The 16,901-nt window shown below is 54.2% G+C and carries 18 protein-coding genes; 3 read left to right on the top strand and 15 right to left on the bottom strand.

From position 1 onward, the window contains the following. Positions 1 to 21: 21 nt before the first annotated feature. Positions 22 to 177 (top strand): hypothetical protein, encoded by a 156-nt coding sequence (locus C0623_06755; GenBank protein PLY00744.1) that lies wholly within the window; start codon positions 22 to 24, stop codon positions 175 to 177. A gap of 55 nt (positions 178 to 232) precedes the next feature. On the opposite strand, the gene C0623_06750 is transcribed toward C0623_06755, so the two are convergent. The 14 genes from C0623_06750 to C0623_06685 form a co-directional block, all read right to left on the bottom strand. After that, positions 233 to 670 (bottom strand): DUF123 domain-containing protein, encoded by a 438-nt coding sequence (locus C0623_06750; GenBank protein PLY00743.1) that lies wholly within the window; start codon positions 668 to 670, stop codon positions 233 to 235. Between the two features lie 94 nt (positions 671 to 764). After that, positions 765 to 1,718, bottom strand: a complete 954-nt coding sequence (locus C0623_06745) for an aldo/keto reductase (GenBank protein ID PLY00742.1) — start codon at positions 1,716 to 1,718, stop codon at positions 765 to 767. Between the two features lie 131 nt (positions 1,719 to 1,849). Then, positions 1,850 to 3,112: a diaminopimelate decarboxylase gene (gene lysA / locus C0623_06740; GenBank protein PLY00741.1), complete on the bottom strand. Its 1,263-nt coding sequence runs from the start codon at positions 3,110 to 3,112 to the stop codon at positions 1,850 to 1,852. A gap of 71 nt (positions 3,113 to 3,183) precedes the next feature. Next, positions 3,184 to 3,729 (bottom strand): hypothetical protein, encoded by a 546-nt coding sequence (locus C0623_06735; GenBank protein PLY00740.1) that lies wholly within the window; start codon positions 3,727 to 3,729, stop codon positions 3,184 to 3,186. 39 nt (positions 3,730 to 3,768) lie between these two features. Next, a complete protein-coding gene (locus C0623_06730) occupies positions 3,769 to 4,326 on the bottom strand; it encodes a hypothetical protein (GenBank protein PLY00739.1) in 558 nt (185 codons plus the stop codon). A gap of 70 nt (positions 4,327 to 4,396) precedes the next feature. Next, a complete protein-coding gene (locus tag C0623_06725) occupies positions 4,397 to 6,745 on the bottom strand; it encodes a hypothetical protein (GenBank protein ID PLY00738.1) in 2,349 nt (782 codons plus the stop codon). A gap of 77 nt (positions 6,746 to 6,822) precedes the next feature. Continuing rightward, positions 6,823 to 7,548, bottom strand: coding sequence for a hypothetical protein (locus C0623_06720; protein PLY00737.1), 726 nt, complete (start codon positions 7,546 to 7,548; stop codon positions 6,823 to 6,825). Positions 7,549 to 7,559: 11 nt separating this feature from the next. Further along, positions 7,560 to 8,900: a DUF1015 domain-containing protein gene (locus tag C0623_06715; GenBank protein ID PLY00736.1), complete on the bottom strand. Its 1,341-nt coding sequence runs from the start codon at positions 8,898 to 8,900 to the stop codon at positions 7,560 to 7,562. Positions 8,901 to 9,065: 165 nt separating this feature from the next. Further along, positions 9,066 to 9,251 (bottom strand): hypothetical protein, encoded by a 186-nt coding sequence (locus C0623_06710; protein ID PLY00735.1) that lies wholly within the window; start codon positions 9,249 to 9,251, stop codon positions 9,066 to 9,068. Positions 9,252 to 9,301: 50 nt separating this feature from the next. After that, on the bottom strand, positions 9,302 to 10,177 hold the full coding sequence (locus C0623_06705; GenBank protein ID PLY00734.1) for an ATP phosphoribosyltransferase: 876 nt from the start codon (positions 10,175 to 10,177) through the stop codon (positions 9,302 to 9,304). A 221-nt stretch (positions 10,178 to 10,398) separates the two neighbouring features. Beyond that, positions 10,399 to 10,779, bottom strand: coding sequence for a phosphoribosyl-AMP cyclohydrolase (locus C0623_06700; GenBank protein PLY00733.1), 381 nt, complete (start codon positions 10,777 to 10,779; stop codon positions 10,399 to 10,401). A gap of 126 nt (positions 10,780 to 10,905) precedes the next feature. Continuing rightward, complete coding sequence (locus C0623_06695; GenBank protein ID PLY00732.1) at positions 10,906 to 11,769, bottom strand: 4Fe-4S ferredoxin; 864 nt, start codon at positions 11,767 to 11,769, stop codon at positions 10,906 to 10,908. Between the two features lie 673 nt (positions 11,770 to 12,442). Further along, positions 12,443 to 13,540 (bottom strand): aspartate-semialdehyde dehydrogenase, encoded by a 1,098-nt coding sequence (asd, locus tag C0623_06690; GenBank protein ID PLY00731.1) that lies wholly within the window; start codon positions 13,538 to 13,540, stop codon positions 12,443 to 12,445. Positions 13,541 to 13,648: 108 nt separating this feature from the next. Next, positions 13,649 to 14,455: a hypothetical protein gene (locus C0623_06685; GenBank protein ID PLY00730.1), complete on the bottom strand. Its 807-nt coding sequence runs from the start codon at positions 14,453 to 14,455 to the stop codon at positions 13,649 to 13,651. 295 nt (positions 14,456 to 14,750) lie between these two features. On the opposite strand from C0623_06685, the gene C0623_06680 reads away from it, so the two are divergent. Next, the gene (locus tag C0623_06680) at positions 14,751 to 15,581 is read left to right on the top strand and encodes a GntR family transcriptional regulator (protein ID PLY00729.1); all 831 of its coding nucleotides are present in this window, start codon (positions 14,751 to 14,753) and stop codon (positions 15,579 to 15,581) included. Positions 15,582 to 15,697: 116 nt separating this feature from the next. Further along, positions 15,698 to 16,369, top strand: a complete 672-nt coding sequence (locus C0623_06675) for a hypothetical protein (protein PLY00728.1) — start codon at positions 15,698 to 15,700, stop codon at positions 16,367 to 16,369. A gap of 57 nt (positions 16,370 to 16,426) precedes the next feature. Here the strand turns inward: C0623_06675 and C0623_06670 are convergent. After that, a partial coding sequence (locus C0623_06670; GenBank protein PLY00727.1) for an alanine dehydrogenase occupies positions 16,427 to 16,901 on the bottom strand: 475 nt, incomplete at its 5' end.

Here is a 16,901-nt window from a genome sequence, read left to right as displayed (position 1 = left end):
TACGGCTCATTTGTACGTAAAATGACCTTGCCGGAAGGTGTCGATACCGACAAGGTGCAGGCTGCCTGTGATGAGGGCATGCTTGAAATAAGTATGCCGATTGTCAAGAAAACACCTTCCAGCCGCAAAATTGCCATCGGCAGTAGTTCTGGAAAAGAAGGCAAGGTTCACCACTAGAGCATGTTCATTCAACCCGTCTCCCGTATACCATAAGGCAGCCGTTCCGGCTGCCTTATGCGTTGTTAAGTATCTGCAGCTCCTCCGGGAATAAATGCAGGTCAGGAACCGATGCGCCCGGCAGGTAGATCAGGTGGGTTGCGCATGTGCAGTCAGAAGCACCGAATTTGGCGAGCACAATTTCTGCTTGCGGCAGCGCCGAGAGTTGCTCGGCAAAAAAGTGTTCACGGTTCTCCGGACGGGTCGAGTACCAGGCTTCAACAATACGGCTGCAATTCTTCAGGTAATCAATATGCCAGTGCGGTCGCTCCGAGTTGCGCAGGTGATGTGACAACCGCGCTCGCAGGCCGCCCGGGCCGAAGGCGCTGCCGCAGTAGGCGTAGATGCCGGGCCGGAAAACCTGTTCGCCGAGCCGGCCGACGGTGATGCGGCGCTTGCGGCCAAGCTTGAACCAGACAATATAGGAGCCTCCGCTGGTCGGAATGTTCTTCATTGCTTCAGGATAAATGTATTCCGCACCAAAGGGAAGGGTTGGGCTCTTTGTGAAAGCTTACCGCCGGGGCAAGGGATCAACCCGTCTCGGTCAATTACACGACCCGGATAAAGAACTCCGGGCAGGCGGCGGCGCAGTAGCCGCAGAGAATACAATCCTCGCGCCGGACCTTTGCCTTGCCGCCTTCGAGGTAAAGGCCGTGGTTGGTGCAGGCCGGTACGCACTCGCCGCACCCTTTGCAGAACTGCTCCATGATCAGGATATCGCGTTTGCGGGATTCGAGCTGCTCCCACTCCGCCGGGTCGGCAGTGCCTTCGTTGAAAAGCTTCAGGTTGCCGTCGATTTCGGATTTCGAGAGCAGCCCGACGGCGATGGCGTGAACACCCGGCAGGTCGAGCACGTAGCGAAAGCTTGCCCGGGCTTGCTTGATCAGATTACCGCCGGCCAGGGCTTTCATCGCGTAGATCCCCTTGCCGTTGTCCGCGCACTTTTTGATCGCCGCCGCCATCTGTTCGGCGCTGCCGTCAATAATGCCCATGCCGGGTCGGTTGATCAGCGGATGCACCACTTCGACCTCGGGATGCGCGGCCGCCTTCTCGACGGCGCAGATATAATGGCAGGAGACGCCGACATGCCTGATCAGCCCCTCCTGCTTCATCTTCAGTAATTCGGCAAAGACCTCCTCCCGCTCAACAAAAGGATCCTGCAGACGGGCACCGTGCAGGTGGACGATATCGAGGGTCGGCACGTCAATCTCGCGCAAGGCCCGTTCGACATGGGTGCGGGCCTCGGCGGCGGTCGGCGCATGCGTCTTGCTGGCGATCAGGTATTCGCCGGAAAAGTCTTTAATTCCCTCGCGGATATGTTTGTAGGTGCCGTAGAGTTCAGCGGTATCGAGCAAAGTGACGCCCTGCTCCAGAGCGTAGCGGATCAGCTCGCCCCCCTTCTCGGGGGAGAGATCCGACTGCAGCGGCCCGAGCGGCAGGGTGCCGTAGACCAGGCGGTTGATATTGAGGCCGGTTTTTCCGAGTTGAGTTGTTGCGTCCATGCTATCCCTCTTGGCTGTTAATCAATTGAATAGATTGTTTCTACAATTCAGCAGTCATCCTGTCAAGGCAGCAATAAAAAAGGCAGGCTCCTGCCGGAACCTGCCCTGGATCTTCATTGTGCAGCTGGGTTTTACGGCTTGAAGCTGTCGGCTTCGAAGCTCAGCGTCGCGAAATAATCGTCGTTGGTCTCGGCCCGGCGGATCAGCTCGACGGTACCGTCGGTACGCAGCAGCAGCTCCTTCGGGCGTAGTCGGCCGTTGTACTGGAAGCCCATGGCGTGACCGTGGGCGCCGGAGTCATGGATGGCGACCAGGTCGCCGTCTTCAATCGGCGGCAGCTGGCGCTGAATAGCGAACTTGTCGTTGTTTTCACACAGCGAGCCGACCACATCATAGGTTTCGGTGGCCGCGGCATTCTCCTTGCCGACAACGTCGATGTGGTGGTACGCCTCGTAGAGGGCCGGGCGCATCAGCGACGACATGCAGGCATCGAGGCCGATGTACTTGCGGTAGATATCCTTGCTGTTGATCGCCGAGGTAATCAGGCAGCCATGCGGACCGGTCATGAAGCGGCCGCTCTCCATGTACATCTTCGGAGCGTAGCCGTGCTTCTCCTTGAAAGCCTTGAACAAAACCGTAACATCCTTGCTCATCGCCGCCAGATCGAGGGGTTTTTCTTCAGGATGATAAGGGATACCAAAGCCCCCGCCGATATTGACAAACTCGAACTGGATATCGAGCTCATACTCGACCATCTCGACCACTTCGAGGACCATCCGCGCGGTTTCGACCATGTAGGTGTAGTCGAGCTCATTCGAGGCGACCATGGTATGCAGGCCGAACCGGCTGGCACCCTTTGCCTTCGCCAGGCGGTAGGCCTCAGCCACCTGTTCGGTGCTGACTCCGTATTTCGCCTCGACCGGGTTGCCGATGATGACGTTGCCGGTACGGCTCGGACCGGGATTGTAGCGGAAGCAGATCAGCTCCGGGAACGGTTCCGGCACCTTGTCGATCAGCGAGATGTCATCGAGGTTGAGAACACATCCGCCCTCGCCGAGGGCCGCCGCAAACTCCTGCGGTGTGGTGTTGTTTGAGGTGAACATGATCTCTTCGCCGGTTGCGCCAATCTGCCGACTCAGGATCAGTTCCGGAATCGAACTGCAGTCGAAGCCGAAGCCCATATCCTTCATCAGTTCAAGGATCTTCGGATTCGGTAACGCCTTGACCGCGTAGAACTCCTGGAAACCGTCAATACTGGCAAACGCCTTTTTCAGCGCTTCGCCGGTCGCGCGGATCCCGGTTTCATCGTAGATATGAAAGGGAGTGCCGAAATGCTCGGCGATCTCTTGTGCTTTGGGGAAAAGACGTTCTTTAAAGCCGTCAGACATTGGCATGGTGCAATCCTCCAGATTGGTAAAATTCTACGAAGGTATACCGGAAAGAAGAGAAAAATTCAAGCAGCGACTCATTTTCCGGACGAGAACCTGCGGGTCGCAATGGTCCGCCACTGCTCAACATCTTGCTGACAACGGCAGCCCGGCCCGATATCGATAGCGGTACAGTGATCGAAGCGGGCGGTGAAAGATTCTGAAGAGAATTCTTGTTCAAGCTGTCGACCGATTTCCGGGTCAAGCTGAGCATAGAGCAGACTGAGGTGCGGGGCATAGACGTTCGGTACGATCTTGAGTGGATGCAGGGCACTGATCACCGCGTCGAGTTCCGGCGGCGTCGTTGCCGGCAGAACGAGGGCCTGATTGAACTGGCTGCTCGAGCGGGCTTGACCGCAGACTTCAAGTTGAAGCGCCCCGAATCGGCTTGTCAGGTGCTCCAATAGAGATACCGGATCAGCCACATCATCCGCCGGCCGAGTCAGGAGGGTCAGGTGGGGGATGAAGCGCGGTGCTGATAATCGATCAGCCAGTTGATCGATTATCTCCTGTAACCTGGCGCGTTCTTTCTCTTCCGGCAACAGCCAGAAGGCAATTCGTTGTGGTTGCGAGTGCAGATTCATGTTGCTGGAGCGACCGGACCGGCCGCGAGCCTACCGCCGTCAGCCGACTATCCTGGCCCCGTTCGGGATCTTGGCCCGACCGAATGCCATGTTGCCGAGCTTGGCCATGATTTCCGGCAGAGATTCGGTGCCGCGATGCACCTCCCAGGGCGCTTTCGGATCGTCCTGGGCCCACAACCCCTTGCGGCTGCGCCGCGCCTTGCGTTCGTACTTGCCGAGTTTGTCGGAGACATTGCGCAGGCTGTTTTTCTCATGATTATCGGGATACCAGGCGAGGCCGGCCCGGATCAGGCCCCACTTGAGGCTTCGGCCGCTGGCCGAGACGATATCGGTGGCCCGGTTTTGATCGATATAACTGATCGTGACAACGTTGTTGAGCAGGAGTTCACGGGTATAAGCCTGAGCCTTCTTGCCAAAGGGCTGTTCGAGCTGCGGGGCATCGACGGTGACCAGGTGTACCGGCCGCTTTTGCCCTTCGCAAAGGACAACGACGGTATCGCCATCGATAACATCGATCACGATGTCACATTTTTCACAGGCGGAGCTGTTTGTCGCTGCAAGTGTGAACAGAAAAAGGAAAAAAAGGCTGAAGCGCATCGGATCCCTCCCGGATAAATTTGCTGCATTCTATACGGATATGGTCGGGCGGGTCAATGTTTGCGAGATTTCACTTATCGAGTTCCGGGCCGGAAAGTGGCAGTTCAAGAGTGAATTGACTCCCCTTGCCCGGGGCACTTTCGACACTGATTGTACCATCGTGCAGTTTGGCTATTTCCTTGACCAGGGCAAGGCCGAGGCCGGTCCCACCGATATTTTTGATTTCCGGGTGATAGACCCTGAAGAAGCGATCAAAGAGTTGATCATGTGCATCTCCCGGGATGCCGAGGCCGGTATCACTGACCGTCAGGGCGAGGGCTTGCCGGCTTTTAATATGTTTTGCTGCCAGTTTAACCTGACCGCCGGCCGGCGAGTATTTGATAGCATTCGACATCAGGTTTTTCAGGGCCCGGTTGATCTTCTGCTCATTGGCAATGATATCCGGCAACTTGTCCGGGCAGTCAACTTCAATGCTGTGACCGGTCTTCATCTCCCGGAAGATGTTGGCAATCTCATACAGCATTGGCCTGATCTGGATCGATGCAAAATTTTCCCCGGTAAATCCGGCGCGCAGGCGTTGCAGATCCAGCAGATCATCAATCAGTTCACGTAAGCGCTCACCCTCCTGGTGGCTCAATTCAAGGAACTGTTTCGTTTTTTCGGGGTCGACATCTTCATTGAGCAGCAGTTCGTTGAAACCGAGAATCGCCGTCAGCGGTGTCCGCATTTCGTGGCTGATCGCTGAAAGCATCTCATCCTTGAGCCGGGTTATCCGGTCGCGTTCGCTGATGTCGCGGATGATGACGACCAGCATGGATCGTTTATGCCATTCAAAGGTCCCGGCTGTGATTTCAACCGGGAAAAAGGTGCCATCCTTTTTTTTGTGTTGAGCTTCCATGAGGTCGAGGTCACCCGAAAGGAGACTGCTGATCTGCTCACGGCTCGGTTGCGGTTCGGCCGAAAGATCAAGGATTTTTAGTCGTGAAAATTCGTCCGGAGTGTACTGGTACATGGAGCTGGCGGCGTTATTCGACTCGACCACCATCAATGTTTTACTGTCAATGATGAGAATGGCATCTTTTTCGGCTGAAAAGAGAAGGCGGTATTTTTCTTCTGATTCACGGAGCGTCTGCTCGGCGATTTTGCGAGTCGTAATGTCGATAAAAAAGACTGCCATGGTCTTCGGGTTCGTCTGAAAGGCATGGATTTCAAACGCCCCGCGGATATCTTTATCCTCGTAGTCAATCTGTTCGTTGTTCCAGACCTCTCCGTTGTTACAGATACTCCGGTAGCGCCGCGGAATCTCGGTGTGCTTGACGCCGGGGAACGCTTCTTCGATGGTTTTACCGATGAGATCCTGATGCGCGATGCCGAGAATGGCGTCGGCCGATGAATTGGCGCCGGTAAAAATCAGACGATCTTCCGGGTCGAGGTAATAGAGGTGAATTCCCATTGGCGAAGAATCTATTATGCTCCGGAACTTGACTTCACTGCGCTGCAGAGCCTGCATCGCATCCTGCCGTTCACTGAGGTCCCGGGCTGCGGCCATGATCGCTTTTTGCCCTTCGAAATTGATGATCCGGCCGCTGATCTCAACCGGAATCGATGTTCCGTCCTTGTGCAGGTGGGCCGATTCGAAGATGTAACTTCTATCCTCCCTGATCCGGGAAATCTGATCCTTGATCTTGTCGACAAAAAGCGGATCATCGAGTTCTCTGACATTCATCGAAGTTAACTCTTCATACGAGTACCCCTGTCGATCGCAGGCGACTTTGTTGACTTCGATAATTTGTCCGGACTGATCAACAATATAGATCGCATCGCTCGAATGGTGAAAGAGCTCGCGGAATTTCTCTTCTGATTTCTTCAGCTTGGTACGGGTCTGTTGCTCTTCACGATAGGTGCGGCCGAGCCTGCTCAGCAGTTCGACGATGCCGGAGTAAACAGCGAGGAGCTTTTTAACTCTGGCTTCATCATATATCGGGATCTTTCTGATTTCTTCAAGATACGGAGCCTCGTCAAAACCGAACTCGACCGCGATTTCGCGGAACCTGTTGAACTCAGATGTTTCAGGGCGGAACTGCCCGAACAGGAGCGTCGCAAACTGGTAGTCATCGATAATGATCGGCACCCCGACTTCGATCAGTCCGTTTGCGCAGGTGTGAGTGATAAATTCATCTTCGGGAAAGCCTTCGTTTTCCAGGTAACCGGCGAAGAACCGGTCGCTGTCACGACAGCGCTCGGAAGATTTGAGATGTTTGCGATGGTAGATTTCGCAGGCCCGGTTCCAGCCTGATGAGAAGAGGACGTCGCCGTTATGGTCGAGCAAGCTCACCGGAGCTCCGGTCGCCTGTTGCAAACCCTGCAGCAGGCTCCGGATCGAAGCAACATCGATTATGTCGGAAAGGAAATTGGGCATTTATTGAGCGGATCCCGGTTTCGCATAAAAGTCCTTACTCAATAATAACCGTTATTTTGTGAAAAGCATCCGTTAAGTCAATCTTCCGGAACAACGATCGGCTGCTTCTGCAGCCTCTTGTAGTAGAAATTCTGGCCATATAAGACCGAAACCGGGTTGTGTCCGGTCACGCGATCCTTGACCACCAGCGTCGTAACCGGAGCTTCCGAGTACTTGTTGAAGAGCATGTCATGGCCGACGCAGAGCCCCATGATGATATTCATCTCCATCCCCTCGGCGTTGAGGATCTTCGCCTGGGCGATCGGGTTGCAGGCTGGCTCGAAGGTTCCGGGACGAACCTTGTCCTCTTCGGCAATGTCGAGTTTGAGTTTATCGATACTGCCGGCCTTGCAGCAGGCCGAATAGGGTTCGAATCCCTGCGCGTTTAAAATTTCCGAGAGACGATTTGTTTCATCCAGCATGCCGACGCAGGTGCCGATGCCGATTTTTTTGTAGTCCATCATTTTGGCCAGGGCGATCAGGTCCTCGACCCGGGTCCAGCGCGCGTTGACTGCATCGGATCCCGGCACCGGCTGGTAGCAGAGACCCTCGACCCGGGCGGCTACTTTGGCCAGGCGTGCATCCTCGTCGTCGCCGGTATACCGGGCGAACGACTCATCTATGATGGCGGCGTGTGGGTCGGAGGGGCAGTAGCCCGGCTTGGTCGGACCCTTACCCGGCTCGGCCCAGCAGTTGGTGGCGCCGGTTTTCAACCAGACGGCGCTGCAGGATGAACAGGAATGAGCAGGTTTTTTATCGGACATGACAGGTTCTCCTATATGATCTTCCGGCATTCGAGGTAAAAGCGTTTCTCGTCGGCTTCGCCCATGGAGAAGGTTTTGCGCGGCAGGGCGCCATCGAGGATAATCGTCTTGAACAGATCGTGCTTCGAAATCGACGGCAGGAAAAAGCCGATATTCCCGGATTGTCCACCGATTCGTGCCACCGGCTCCTCGCCGTGGATGTAGTCGATCCGGGCCTTGGCGTTTTTCTCAAGGTAGTTGTCGAGAAAAGACTGCAGGGTGGCGACGGTGAGATGGAAGGCCGGGTTTTCGACGACAAGGAGACCGCAGCCGCTCCCATCGACGAACGGAATCAGGTGCCGGTTGTCGCCGGTTTCGATTGCCTGGCGGGCTGCCAGCTCGGCCTGGTCGGCACAGCGGTGCAGGCTGACAGTCGCATCCCGACTGGCACAGAACTCGGCCATTCCGGTCAGCAGATCGTCGGCATCGATATCAAAAACAACCCGGTGAATGGCTTCAAACTCGAGACCGGGGTCATGGACGTTAACCAGTTCGACCAGGGCGAAGCGGGCCGGATGGTTCATGACCGCATCCTGGTCATCAGCTGATTTTTTGAGCTCTTCCCAGATCGCCTTGGCGGTTGCAAACGAGTGATTGCCGTCGCCCATGGCATAGAGGACGACCGGTTTGTCTTGTACCTCATACTTTTTTGCGAAAAAGTCGGGATCGGCCAGGGCTACGAGCGCGTTCTTGACCTGTGAGATCGAGTCCTGATCACTGACCTGCCACCCCTTGACATGGCCGCCGTTGAGCATGAGGGGTACGTCGTAAGCGAGCGGAAGGTCCTTGTCGAAAAGCGGTTCGATGACGGTTCTCTCCGGGTCGTCGATCAGCACCATGATGTGCGGAAGCTCGATCGGGGCATTTTCGCGAACCCGGATGCGCGGCGGCAGACGGTCGACAATGGTTCCTTCGGTGGCGCGGATCAGGGTGGTCGCTCCTTCGCTGAAATCGTACTGCTCAAGATCGAGCGCGACCATCAGCCCCTTGCGTGATTCGACCTCCGAGGTTTTTCGATCAACCAGAATGAAGCCTTCCTTCTGCTCTTCAAGGATGCCCTGGTCTAGGTACTCCTGCATCGACCGGTTAATCGCGGCAATGCGGTCGTCGCTCTCATCGTCTTCGAGATAGACCTCGGGGAAAATAATATTGAGGGTTGACGGGTTGCTGCCGACTTGCTCTGCGGCCTGTTGCCAGTATTCCGGCTCCGAGGTGTATTGGTCACAGGCGATGATTGCCCATTTGGAGAGGTCTGTTCCTGCTGTTGGCAAGAGAATTTTCGGGACTTGCAGGGCGATATCTTTGAAAATCATAGAAGAACTCCTGAATCGTGATATTTTCAGCCGGAAAACCGGGGTCAAGCGAGCCCATTATGTTAGTGCCTTTGCCGATTGATGACAAGGGTATTAAATGGCTTGCGGGAAAGAATATGGATGATTATTTCGGGTGTACTTGAATTCTTGAGATAAAACGTCGGACTATTGCTGCTGGCTGCCCTGGTCCGGAGTTGTCTCTGTATTGATCAGGTGGAAGTGCTTGTGCAGGCCGGCTTTCGATCCAGTTTTTCCGCCATGGCCTTCATAAATAATTTTGGCTGTCGCCAGGCCGACCCCGCTACCGGTTTCGACTCCGGGGTGGGATTTTCTCTCAAAGGGCCGGAACAAAAAGAGCAGCCGTCTGGCTGCTCTTTTTAACGATTATGTGTCGTTGCCGGTTAAATGATTTTATTCAAGGGGTACTCGACAATCCCTTCGGCGCCGAGTTCCATTAATTCCGGAAAAATCTTGCGGACATCTTGTTCCGGCATGATCGTTTCGATCGAGACCCAGTCCGATTTGTAGAGATGCGCCACGGTCGGCTGGTTGAGGCTCGGCAGGAGCTTGGTGATGGCGTCGATCTTGTCGCCGGGGGCGTTCATCTTGATACCGACCATCCCCTCGGCCCGCAGCGCCGATTGCAGCATGGTGAAGATGCGCTCGATCTTGCCCCGCTTCCATGGATCGTTCCAGGCATCCTTGTTGGCGATCAGCACCGGAACCGACTCCATCAGGTCGCAGACGATGCGCAGGTTGTTCGCCTTGATCGTCGAGCCGGTCTCGGTGACCTCGACGATGGCGTCGCACAACCCCTTGAGGATTTTCGCCTCGGTGGCGCCCCAGGAGAATTCGACATTGACATTGACCCCCTTTTCGGCGAAAAAGCGCTTGGTGAAGCCGACCAGTTCGGTCGAGATGGTCGCGCCCTCGAGATCTTCCGGCTTTTCGACCTTGGAGTCGGGGCCGACAACCAGAACCCAGCGGGCCGGGCGGCGGGAAACCTTTGAGTAGACCATTTCGCCGATTTCGACAACATCCGAGTCGTTCTCCCTGACCCAGTCGCGGCCGGCGATGCCGACATCGAGCTTGCCGCGCTCGAGCACCTTGGCCATCTCCTGTGGGCGCACCAGGCTGCAGCTCAGCTCGTCGTCGTCGCTGGTCGGAAAGTAGCTGCGCGAGGTTGTCTTGATGTTCCACCCCGCCTTGTCAAACAGCTCGATGGTCGCTTTTTCGAGGCTCCCCTTCGGGATGCCGAGTTTCAGTTCATTGCTCATGATTAACTCCAGTCAAAATCATTGGGTCACCAAGACTCCAATGGAACCTGAATCTGAATTAACGGAGAGGCGCAGAGGTGGAGAGTAAGTCAAAACTGTATAGGTGAAATCCTCAAGAACTCAAAGTATTAACCCTTGAAGTTCTCTGTGGCTCTCCATCTCTCCGTTAAGCTGATTGCAGGTTTAGCTTTCCTTTGCAACTTGGCGTCTTTGCGTTGAAATTATTTCTTCTTATAAACCTCATCCGGGTCAAACAGCGGATTACTATGCTCGACCCACTCGCCATCTTCCCACTTCACGTAGAAGCAGCTCCGGTTGCCGGTATGGCAGGCGGCCGGGCCGTTCTGTTTGACCTTGATGACAACGGTGTCGGCATCGCAGTCGGTGTAGACTTCCATAACGTCCTGGGTGTTGCCCGACTCCTCGCCCTTCATCCAGTATTTCTGGCGGCTACGGCTATAGAACCAGGTCTTGCCGTCACGCAGGGTGTTGTTGAGGGTTTTCTCGTCCATGAACGCGACCATCAGAACCTCGTTGGTCTCGTGGTCCTGGATAATAGCCGGAATCAGGCCGCCCATCTTTTCAAAATCTATTTTAATCACGATTTTTCCTCCTTGCAGGGTTCATTCAGTCCGGCTTTTATGCCACGTCAAAGCGGCAGGAGTCAAGAAGCAGATGGATACAGGGACACTTCCCGCAATGCAGGGAGGTGGCCCTATGGTGCCGGGTTAGAGCGGAATCCGGTCTTCGCAGGGAATCTTCACCTGACAGAGACCGCAAGGGGTCGCTCCTGTACCGAAGGTCGAGTGGGCATAGGGGGCGGTCACTTCACGGATGTAGGTGCGGCAAATTTCCTTATCATGGCCGGTCGGATTGATCGCCTTCGGCGGACAGCGCCGGATACAGGCGCCGCATTTCCCTCGTGCATGCCAGAGGCACCATTCGTATGGATCGGCATAGGACCGTTCGGTGGCCGGCAGATCGATTTTCGCAACGACCGAGCCGATGCGGACCGCTTTTCCTTTCGCAGTAATCAGGCCGTCACTCAGGCCGAAAGTGCCGAGACCGGCGATGTGGGCGGTGTGGCGTTCCGACCAGTTTGAGGCGATGCCGAGTTTGTCCGATTTCCGGTAATCGAACCCGGGCAGACGTTCCGGGGCGACCGCCGGGTAGCCGGCGGCGGTCAGGCTTTCGGCCAGATGCAGGCGGAGGGCGCAGTTGAACTTTTCACCGAAGTCACGGGAGCGGGCCCAGCGTTCGGCCGGGAGTTCGGTTGCCTGTTGCTGGTCGATCCTGGTCGCCTCGGTCTGCGGCAGAATATAGGCAATGACGCTCAGATCGGGTGCGGTAATCTTTTCGTTGGGAAATTGCAGCTGCCAGGCCTCATGCGGCAGCCAGTAGAACGGTCCGATGTCGTTCTTGATTCTGCTGAACATCGGATCGTCGCCGCTGGCATACGCGACCAGGGGTGCATCCAAGGCTTTTTCGCCGGTGCCGTTGTCCAGCGTGTTCAGATCGCTTGACGCCCAGAAGTTGAGGATGAGATTTTCAACCCATTTCTGCGTGTCCTTTTTTTTATCCGGCGCCGACATGGTGTTTACAATTTATCGTATTGTTGCGATGAGACAAAGGGAAAAGAAATATGGACTGTGCGACAAAGAAAGTATGTTATTGCCGAAACGATTGGCATTTTTCAGCACTTATAGGAAAGGTCTGAATTGAGGGTATTTCAGCCCTTCATTAGAAATAAGAGGATTTATAGGAACAAGCCCCAGCCGTCATTGGTTGGGGCTTGTTCGAATTTAGGTTCTAATTGTGAAGTTAATTGAGCGTAAAAGAATTGGTTTGATCCTTGTCATGCTTTATATCGTCAAGGCTTTCATCGCTCCAAACTAGGAAGTGACCTGACAATGCGCCCATTGCCTCAATGATTATTCCAAATGTTTTATCATTTTTGTACTCAGGAAGTTTTTCAGGAAAAACATCAAAGAAAAGTTCACTAGCACCAACCTCATCATTGCATAACCTAACACCTGTTACTCCATTGCCAATATACCAATAGGGAAATGGTAATAGCTCATCTTCAATTTGTATGATTATGCTGGTTATGTCGTTCCAAGCCCGCTTTATGTGATGGCCGTTTATTATAAATCTTCTCGCAACTCTTTCTCAGATCATCTAAGGATTATTAATATGCAAAAAGGGGGTCTGAATTGAATTCAGCCCCCCTTTTCTTTCCTCTTTACCTTGAACCTTTGACCTGCCTTATTTTTCCATCAAAATCCTTAGCATTCTTCGCAGCGGTTCAGCCGCGCCCCAGAGCAGCTGGTCGCCGACGGTGAAGGCCGAGAGGTATTCCGGCCCCATCTTCATCTTGCGCAGCCGGCCGACCGGAACGGTCAGGGTGCCGGAGATGGCGGCCGGGGTCAGACGTGACAGTGAGGCTTCCTTGGTGTTTGGCACCAGTTCGACCCAGTCGTTGTGGTTGGCGATCATCTCCTCGATCTCCTCGATCGGCACATCCTTGTTCAGCTTGATGGTCAATGCCTGGCTGTGGCTGCGCATGGCGCCGACGCGGACGCAAAGGCCGTCGATCGGGATCGGCGAACCGGAGCCGAGAATCTTGTTGGTTTCGACCAGCCCTTTCCACTCTTCGCGGCTCTGGCCGTCTTCGACTTCGCGGTCAATCCACGGCAGCAGGCTGCCGGCGAGCGGATAGCCGAAGTTGTCGACCGGGATCTCGGAACCGTTCAACACTTCGGTGATCTTGCGGTCGATCTCGAGAATCGCCGAGCCGGGTTGAGCCAGCAGGCCGGCGACCGAGGCGTTGAGGCTCCCCATCTGCGCCAGCAGTTCGCGCATGTTCGGAGCACCGGCACCGGAAGCGGCCTGGTAGGTCATCGAGGTCATCCATTCGACCAGCCCCGCTTCGAACAGACCGCCGAGCGCCATCAGCATCAGGCTGACTGTGCAGTTGCCGCCGATGAAATCCTTGACGCCGTTCTTCAGGCCGGCGTCGATGACCGCGCGATTAACCGGATCGAGGATGATAATCGCGTCATCTTCCATTCGCAGGGAACTGGCTGCGTCGATCCAGTAACCGTTCCAGCCGTCGGCACGCAGCTTTGGATGAACCTCTTTGGTGTAGTCGCCACCCTGGCAGGTGATGATGATGTCAAGTTTCTTTAGCGTATCGATGTTAGAGGCGTCCTCGAGCTTGCCGGCACCCATCGGGGCATCCTGACCAGCCTGTGAGGTGGAAAAGAATACCGGTTCGATTCCGGAAAAATCATTCTCCTCCTGCATCCGCTGCAGCAGGACCGAACCGACCATGCCACGCCAACCGACAATTCCGACTTTCATTGTGTGACTCCTTTATTCATGTTTGGCGGCTGCCTCGGCAACCGCAGGAACTATAACTGAGCTATTGTTACATTAAAAGCTCAAATCTTGTGAAACATTACCAGGCACTCAGGATTGAATCTCTTGTGCCTGCCTCTTGTATTTAATCAGCATCGGCCTGATGTTGATAGTCAACAACACCAGCGTTGCTACCGCAAATCCGATGGCCGTTCCGGGGAAGACCCCGAACCCGGGATAAGCAAACGAAACGGTTAAGGCATAAGCAATGACTGACCAGAGACCATACGGAAAATTTCCCAATATTGTCCGGACCGGAGCCGGGCCGTGCTCCCGGTGCAAAAGGAACACCAGAGGGTAAAGTGCTACTGGGAATGCTGAAAACAGCCCGGCCCACTTCGTACCGACCATATTCGCAGTCTCAGTGACCGTAAGAACAAGCACAGCTGTAAATACGAGGCGACCGGCGACCAGTTTTAACGACCAGGGTCGCGTGACTGTTGCCACTGTCGCTCTGCTTGTTCGCATCAGAATACAAAACAGCGCTGTTGCAATGACGGCAATGGCAACGGCGGCGTTCCGGTCCGGTGCTGTTTGGCTGATAACAAGAGCTGCCAGCAGGTAGGCTGACAAGGCTACAAGGCTTGGCAGTGCTACCGATTCGGTTTTCAGCGATATCCGGTAGTAGGCGTAGGCAAAGCACTGTGACGCCAGCAGGCCGCAGAGGTTGAAAATAGCTGCATTGGCCGCAAATTTGGTGCCATACTCCAGCCCGTAAAAGTGCAGGATGATCGCTGTGCCGATCGGGTAGCCGGAAAGCAGGCCCGCCAATCGGGGACTGATTTTCTCGGCGACGAATGAGAGTCCGAGGACAGCCAACATTGTGATGGCAATTTTGTAGAAAAGCAGTACCGACACTCTCTGTTTTCCTTGCTGGAAGATAATAAAAAACGGCCGCAGACTTGTCTGCGGCCGTTTTTGTTGTGTTGAGCGCTTTTATATCAACACGATTTTACGACGCAGACCGGGACCGGGCGGACCTTGGTTGTCCGTTTGCCGGTGATCCTGATTGTCGTTATTTTTATCGCGTTCATAGTTTTCAAGTCTGACTTAAAGCGATAATTGAAGTCAAGTACTTTAATCTGTTTTTGCTGGTATTATAGAGTCAGTTCCGCATATACTCCGGTTCGGTTTTTATCAAGGAGAAGATCAGATGTCGGTAAATGGTACATTCAGCACATTGACGGTCGACCGGGTCGATGACAAGGGCGCCTGGATCAAGTCGGGTCGGGAAACAATCCTGTTGCCGAAGCAGGAAGTCCCCTTCGGCACTGCTCCGGGTGATCAGTTCAACCTCTTTGTTTTCATGGACGCGGCGGGTCGCCTGACTGCGACCCGAAAGAAACCGAAGGCACAGGTCGGCGAATTCTCCCGCCTCAAGGTCAGGCAGCTTGGCAATCCCGGAGCTTTTCTCGACTGGGGACTGGAGAAGGATCTTCTGGTGCCGCACCGGGAACAGTTTGAAAAAATGAAGGAGGGGCGCTGGTACCTGGTCAAGGTGGTGCTCGATCATCAAGGGAGGGTTGCCGCGACCTCACGGATCGATGATTGTCTGGAGACCGAAGAGATTAACCTGAAAGAGGATGAAGAGGTCGAGCTGCTGATCTGGCAACACACACCGCTCGGATGCAAAGTCATTATCAATAATCTTTACAGCGGTCTGTTGTACAAGGATGAGGCTCCGGAACATCTTCAGGTCGGTGACCGGATTAAGGGCTACGTCAAACGGATCCGCAACGACAAGAAGATCGATGTCACCCGGCGCAAGGGGGGAATGGTCGACATTAAAGAGGAAAAAGCGAACCTGCTCGAGCTTCTCGAAGAGGAAGGGTTTATCCCCCTGCACGACGGAAGCTCGCCCGAAGAGATCAAGCGGGCTCTCGGTATGAGCAAGAAGGCGTTCAAGAAAGCGGTCGGCGGCTTGTACAAAAAGCGGCAGATCAAGATTGAGAAAGACGGAATTCGGTTGTTAAAAAATACCTAGAAGCTTTTTGTCTCTTTATCTGTATTTTATTTCACATGATTTGGTTGACTTTGATTCCTCTTTATTGTTTACTTTCCAAGTGTAGTTTAAATGTATTGTAAATAACGGAGATTCTTATGAAAATAAAATTTATTTTTCTAGTTATCACATTGGTTTTTCCTCTTTTAGTTTCTTCAACTGCGCTGGCCGTTGATAACTACGGTTACTACTTAAGGGCTGGGACAGGGCTTACGTACAGTGAGTTGGACTCAGGTGGGCTTAATACAGCTGGCCCACATCCCAATACCGGAAGCGACCAAGACAACCGGGTGCTACTTGATCTATCTCTCGGCAAGGGTTGGGGCGCACTGCGAACGCAAATCGATTATTCATTCAGGCATTCCGATTTTCGAACCAATAGTTTTCAGCCGCCAACACCGACATTTTTCTATCTCTCCTCAGTCTTGACCAAAACAATATCGCTATCGACCTACTACGATTTGAGTTTCGGTGAAAATGGATTTTACGAGCCATTTTTGGGTGCCGGCGCTGGAGGAACTTATTATGATGTAGAAGTCAGTGACGGGGTTGTTTTCGCCAGTGATTCTGATACGAGTTTATCCTATTTCGGCACTGTTGGAATCGGGTTTAAACACTCGGAACAGGTCAAGACAGAACTTGGTTACCGATACTATGATTTCGGTGAGTTTGATGTAGACCTTTTTGGTTTTGGCGGGTTACCGGCCGGAAATTTCGAAGGTGATCTCATCGCCCATGAAGTCTTTGTTGGGGTGCGTTATATGTTTTGATCTCTGGTGTTTAGTATGGTGAATCAAGGGGCGGATTTTAATCCGCCCCTTTTTATATTAAAACAGTTTTCCCGGATCAAAGAACGGGATATTGAACGTTTCCGCCACCCCGGCGTAGGTCACTTTCCCATCGACAACATTCAGCCCTTCACGAATCCCCAAATTTGAACGTGCAGCTTTTTGCCACCCTTTATCGGCAATCTCGACCGCGTAGGGCAAAGTCGCGTTGGTCAGGGCAACGGTCGAGGTCAGCGGTACGGCACCCGGCATGTTGCTGACGCAGTAGTGGACGATACCGTTCTCCTCGTAGATCGGGTCGGCGTGAGTGGTCGGTCGGGACGTTTCAAAGCTGCCACCCTGGTCGATGGCAACGTCGACCAGAACCGTTCCCGGCTTCATCGCCGCCAGCATATTGCGGGTCACCAGCTTCGGAGCCTTGGCACCATGCACCAGTACCGCGCCGATCACCGCGTCCGCTTCCTGGATCAGTTCGCGGATGGTCGCCGGCGACGACATCAGCGGAAAGCAATTT

The sequence above is a fragment of the Desulfuromonas sp. genome (assembly GCA_002869615.1).
Lineage (GTDB): Bacteria > Desulfobacterota > Desulfuromonadia > Desulfuromonadales > UBA2294 > BM707.
The sequence above is the reverse complement of the archived record's forward strand: the minus strand, read 5'-3'. Positions and strand labels throughout refer to the sequence as shown.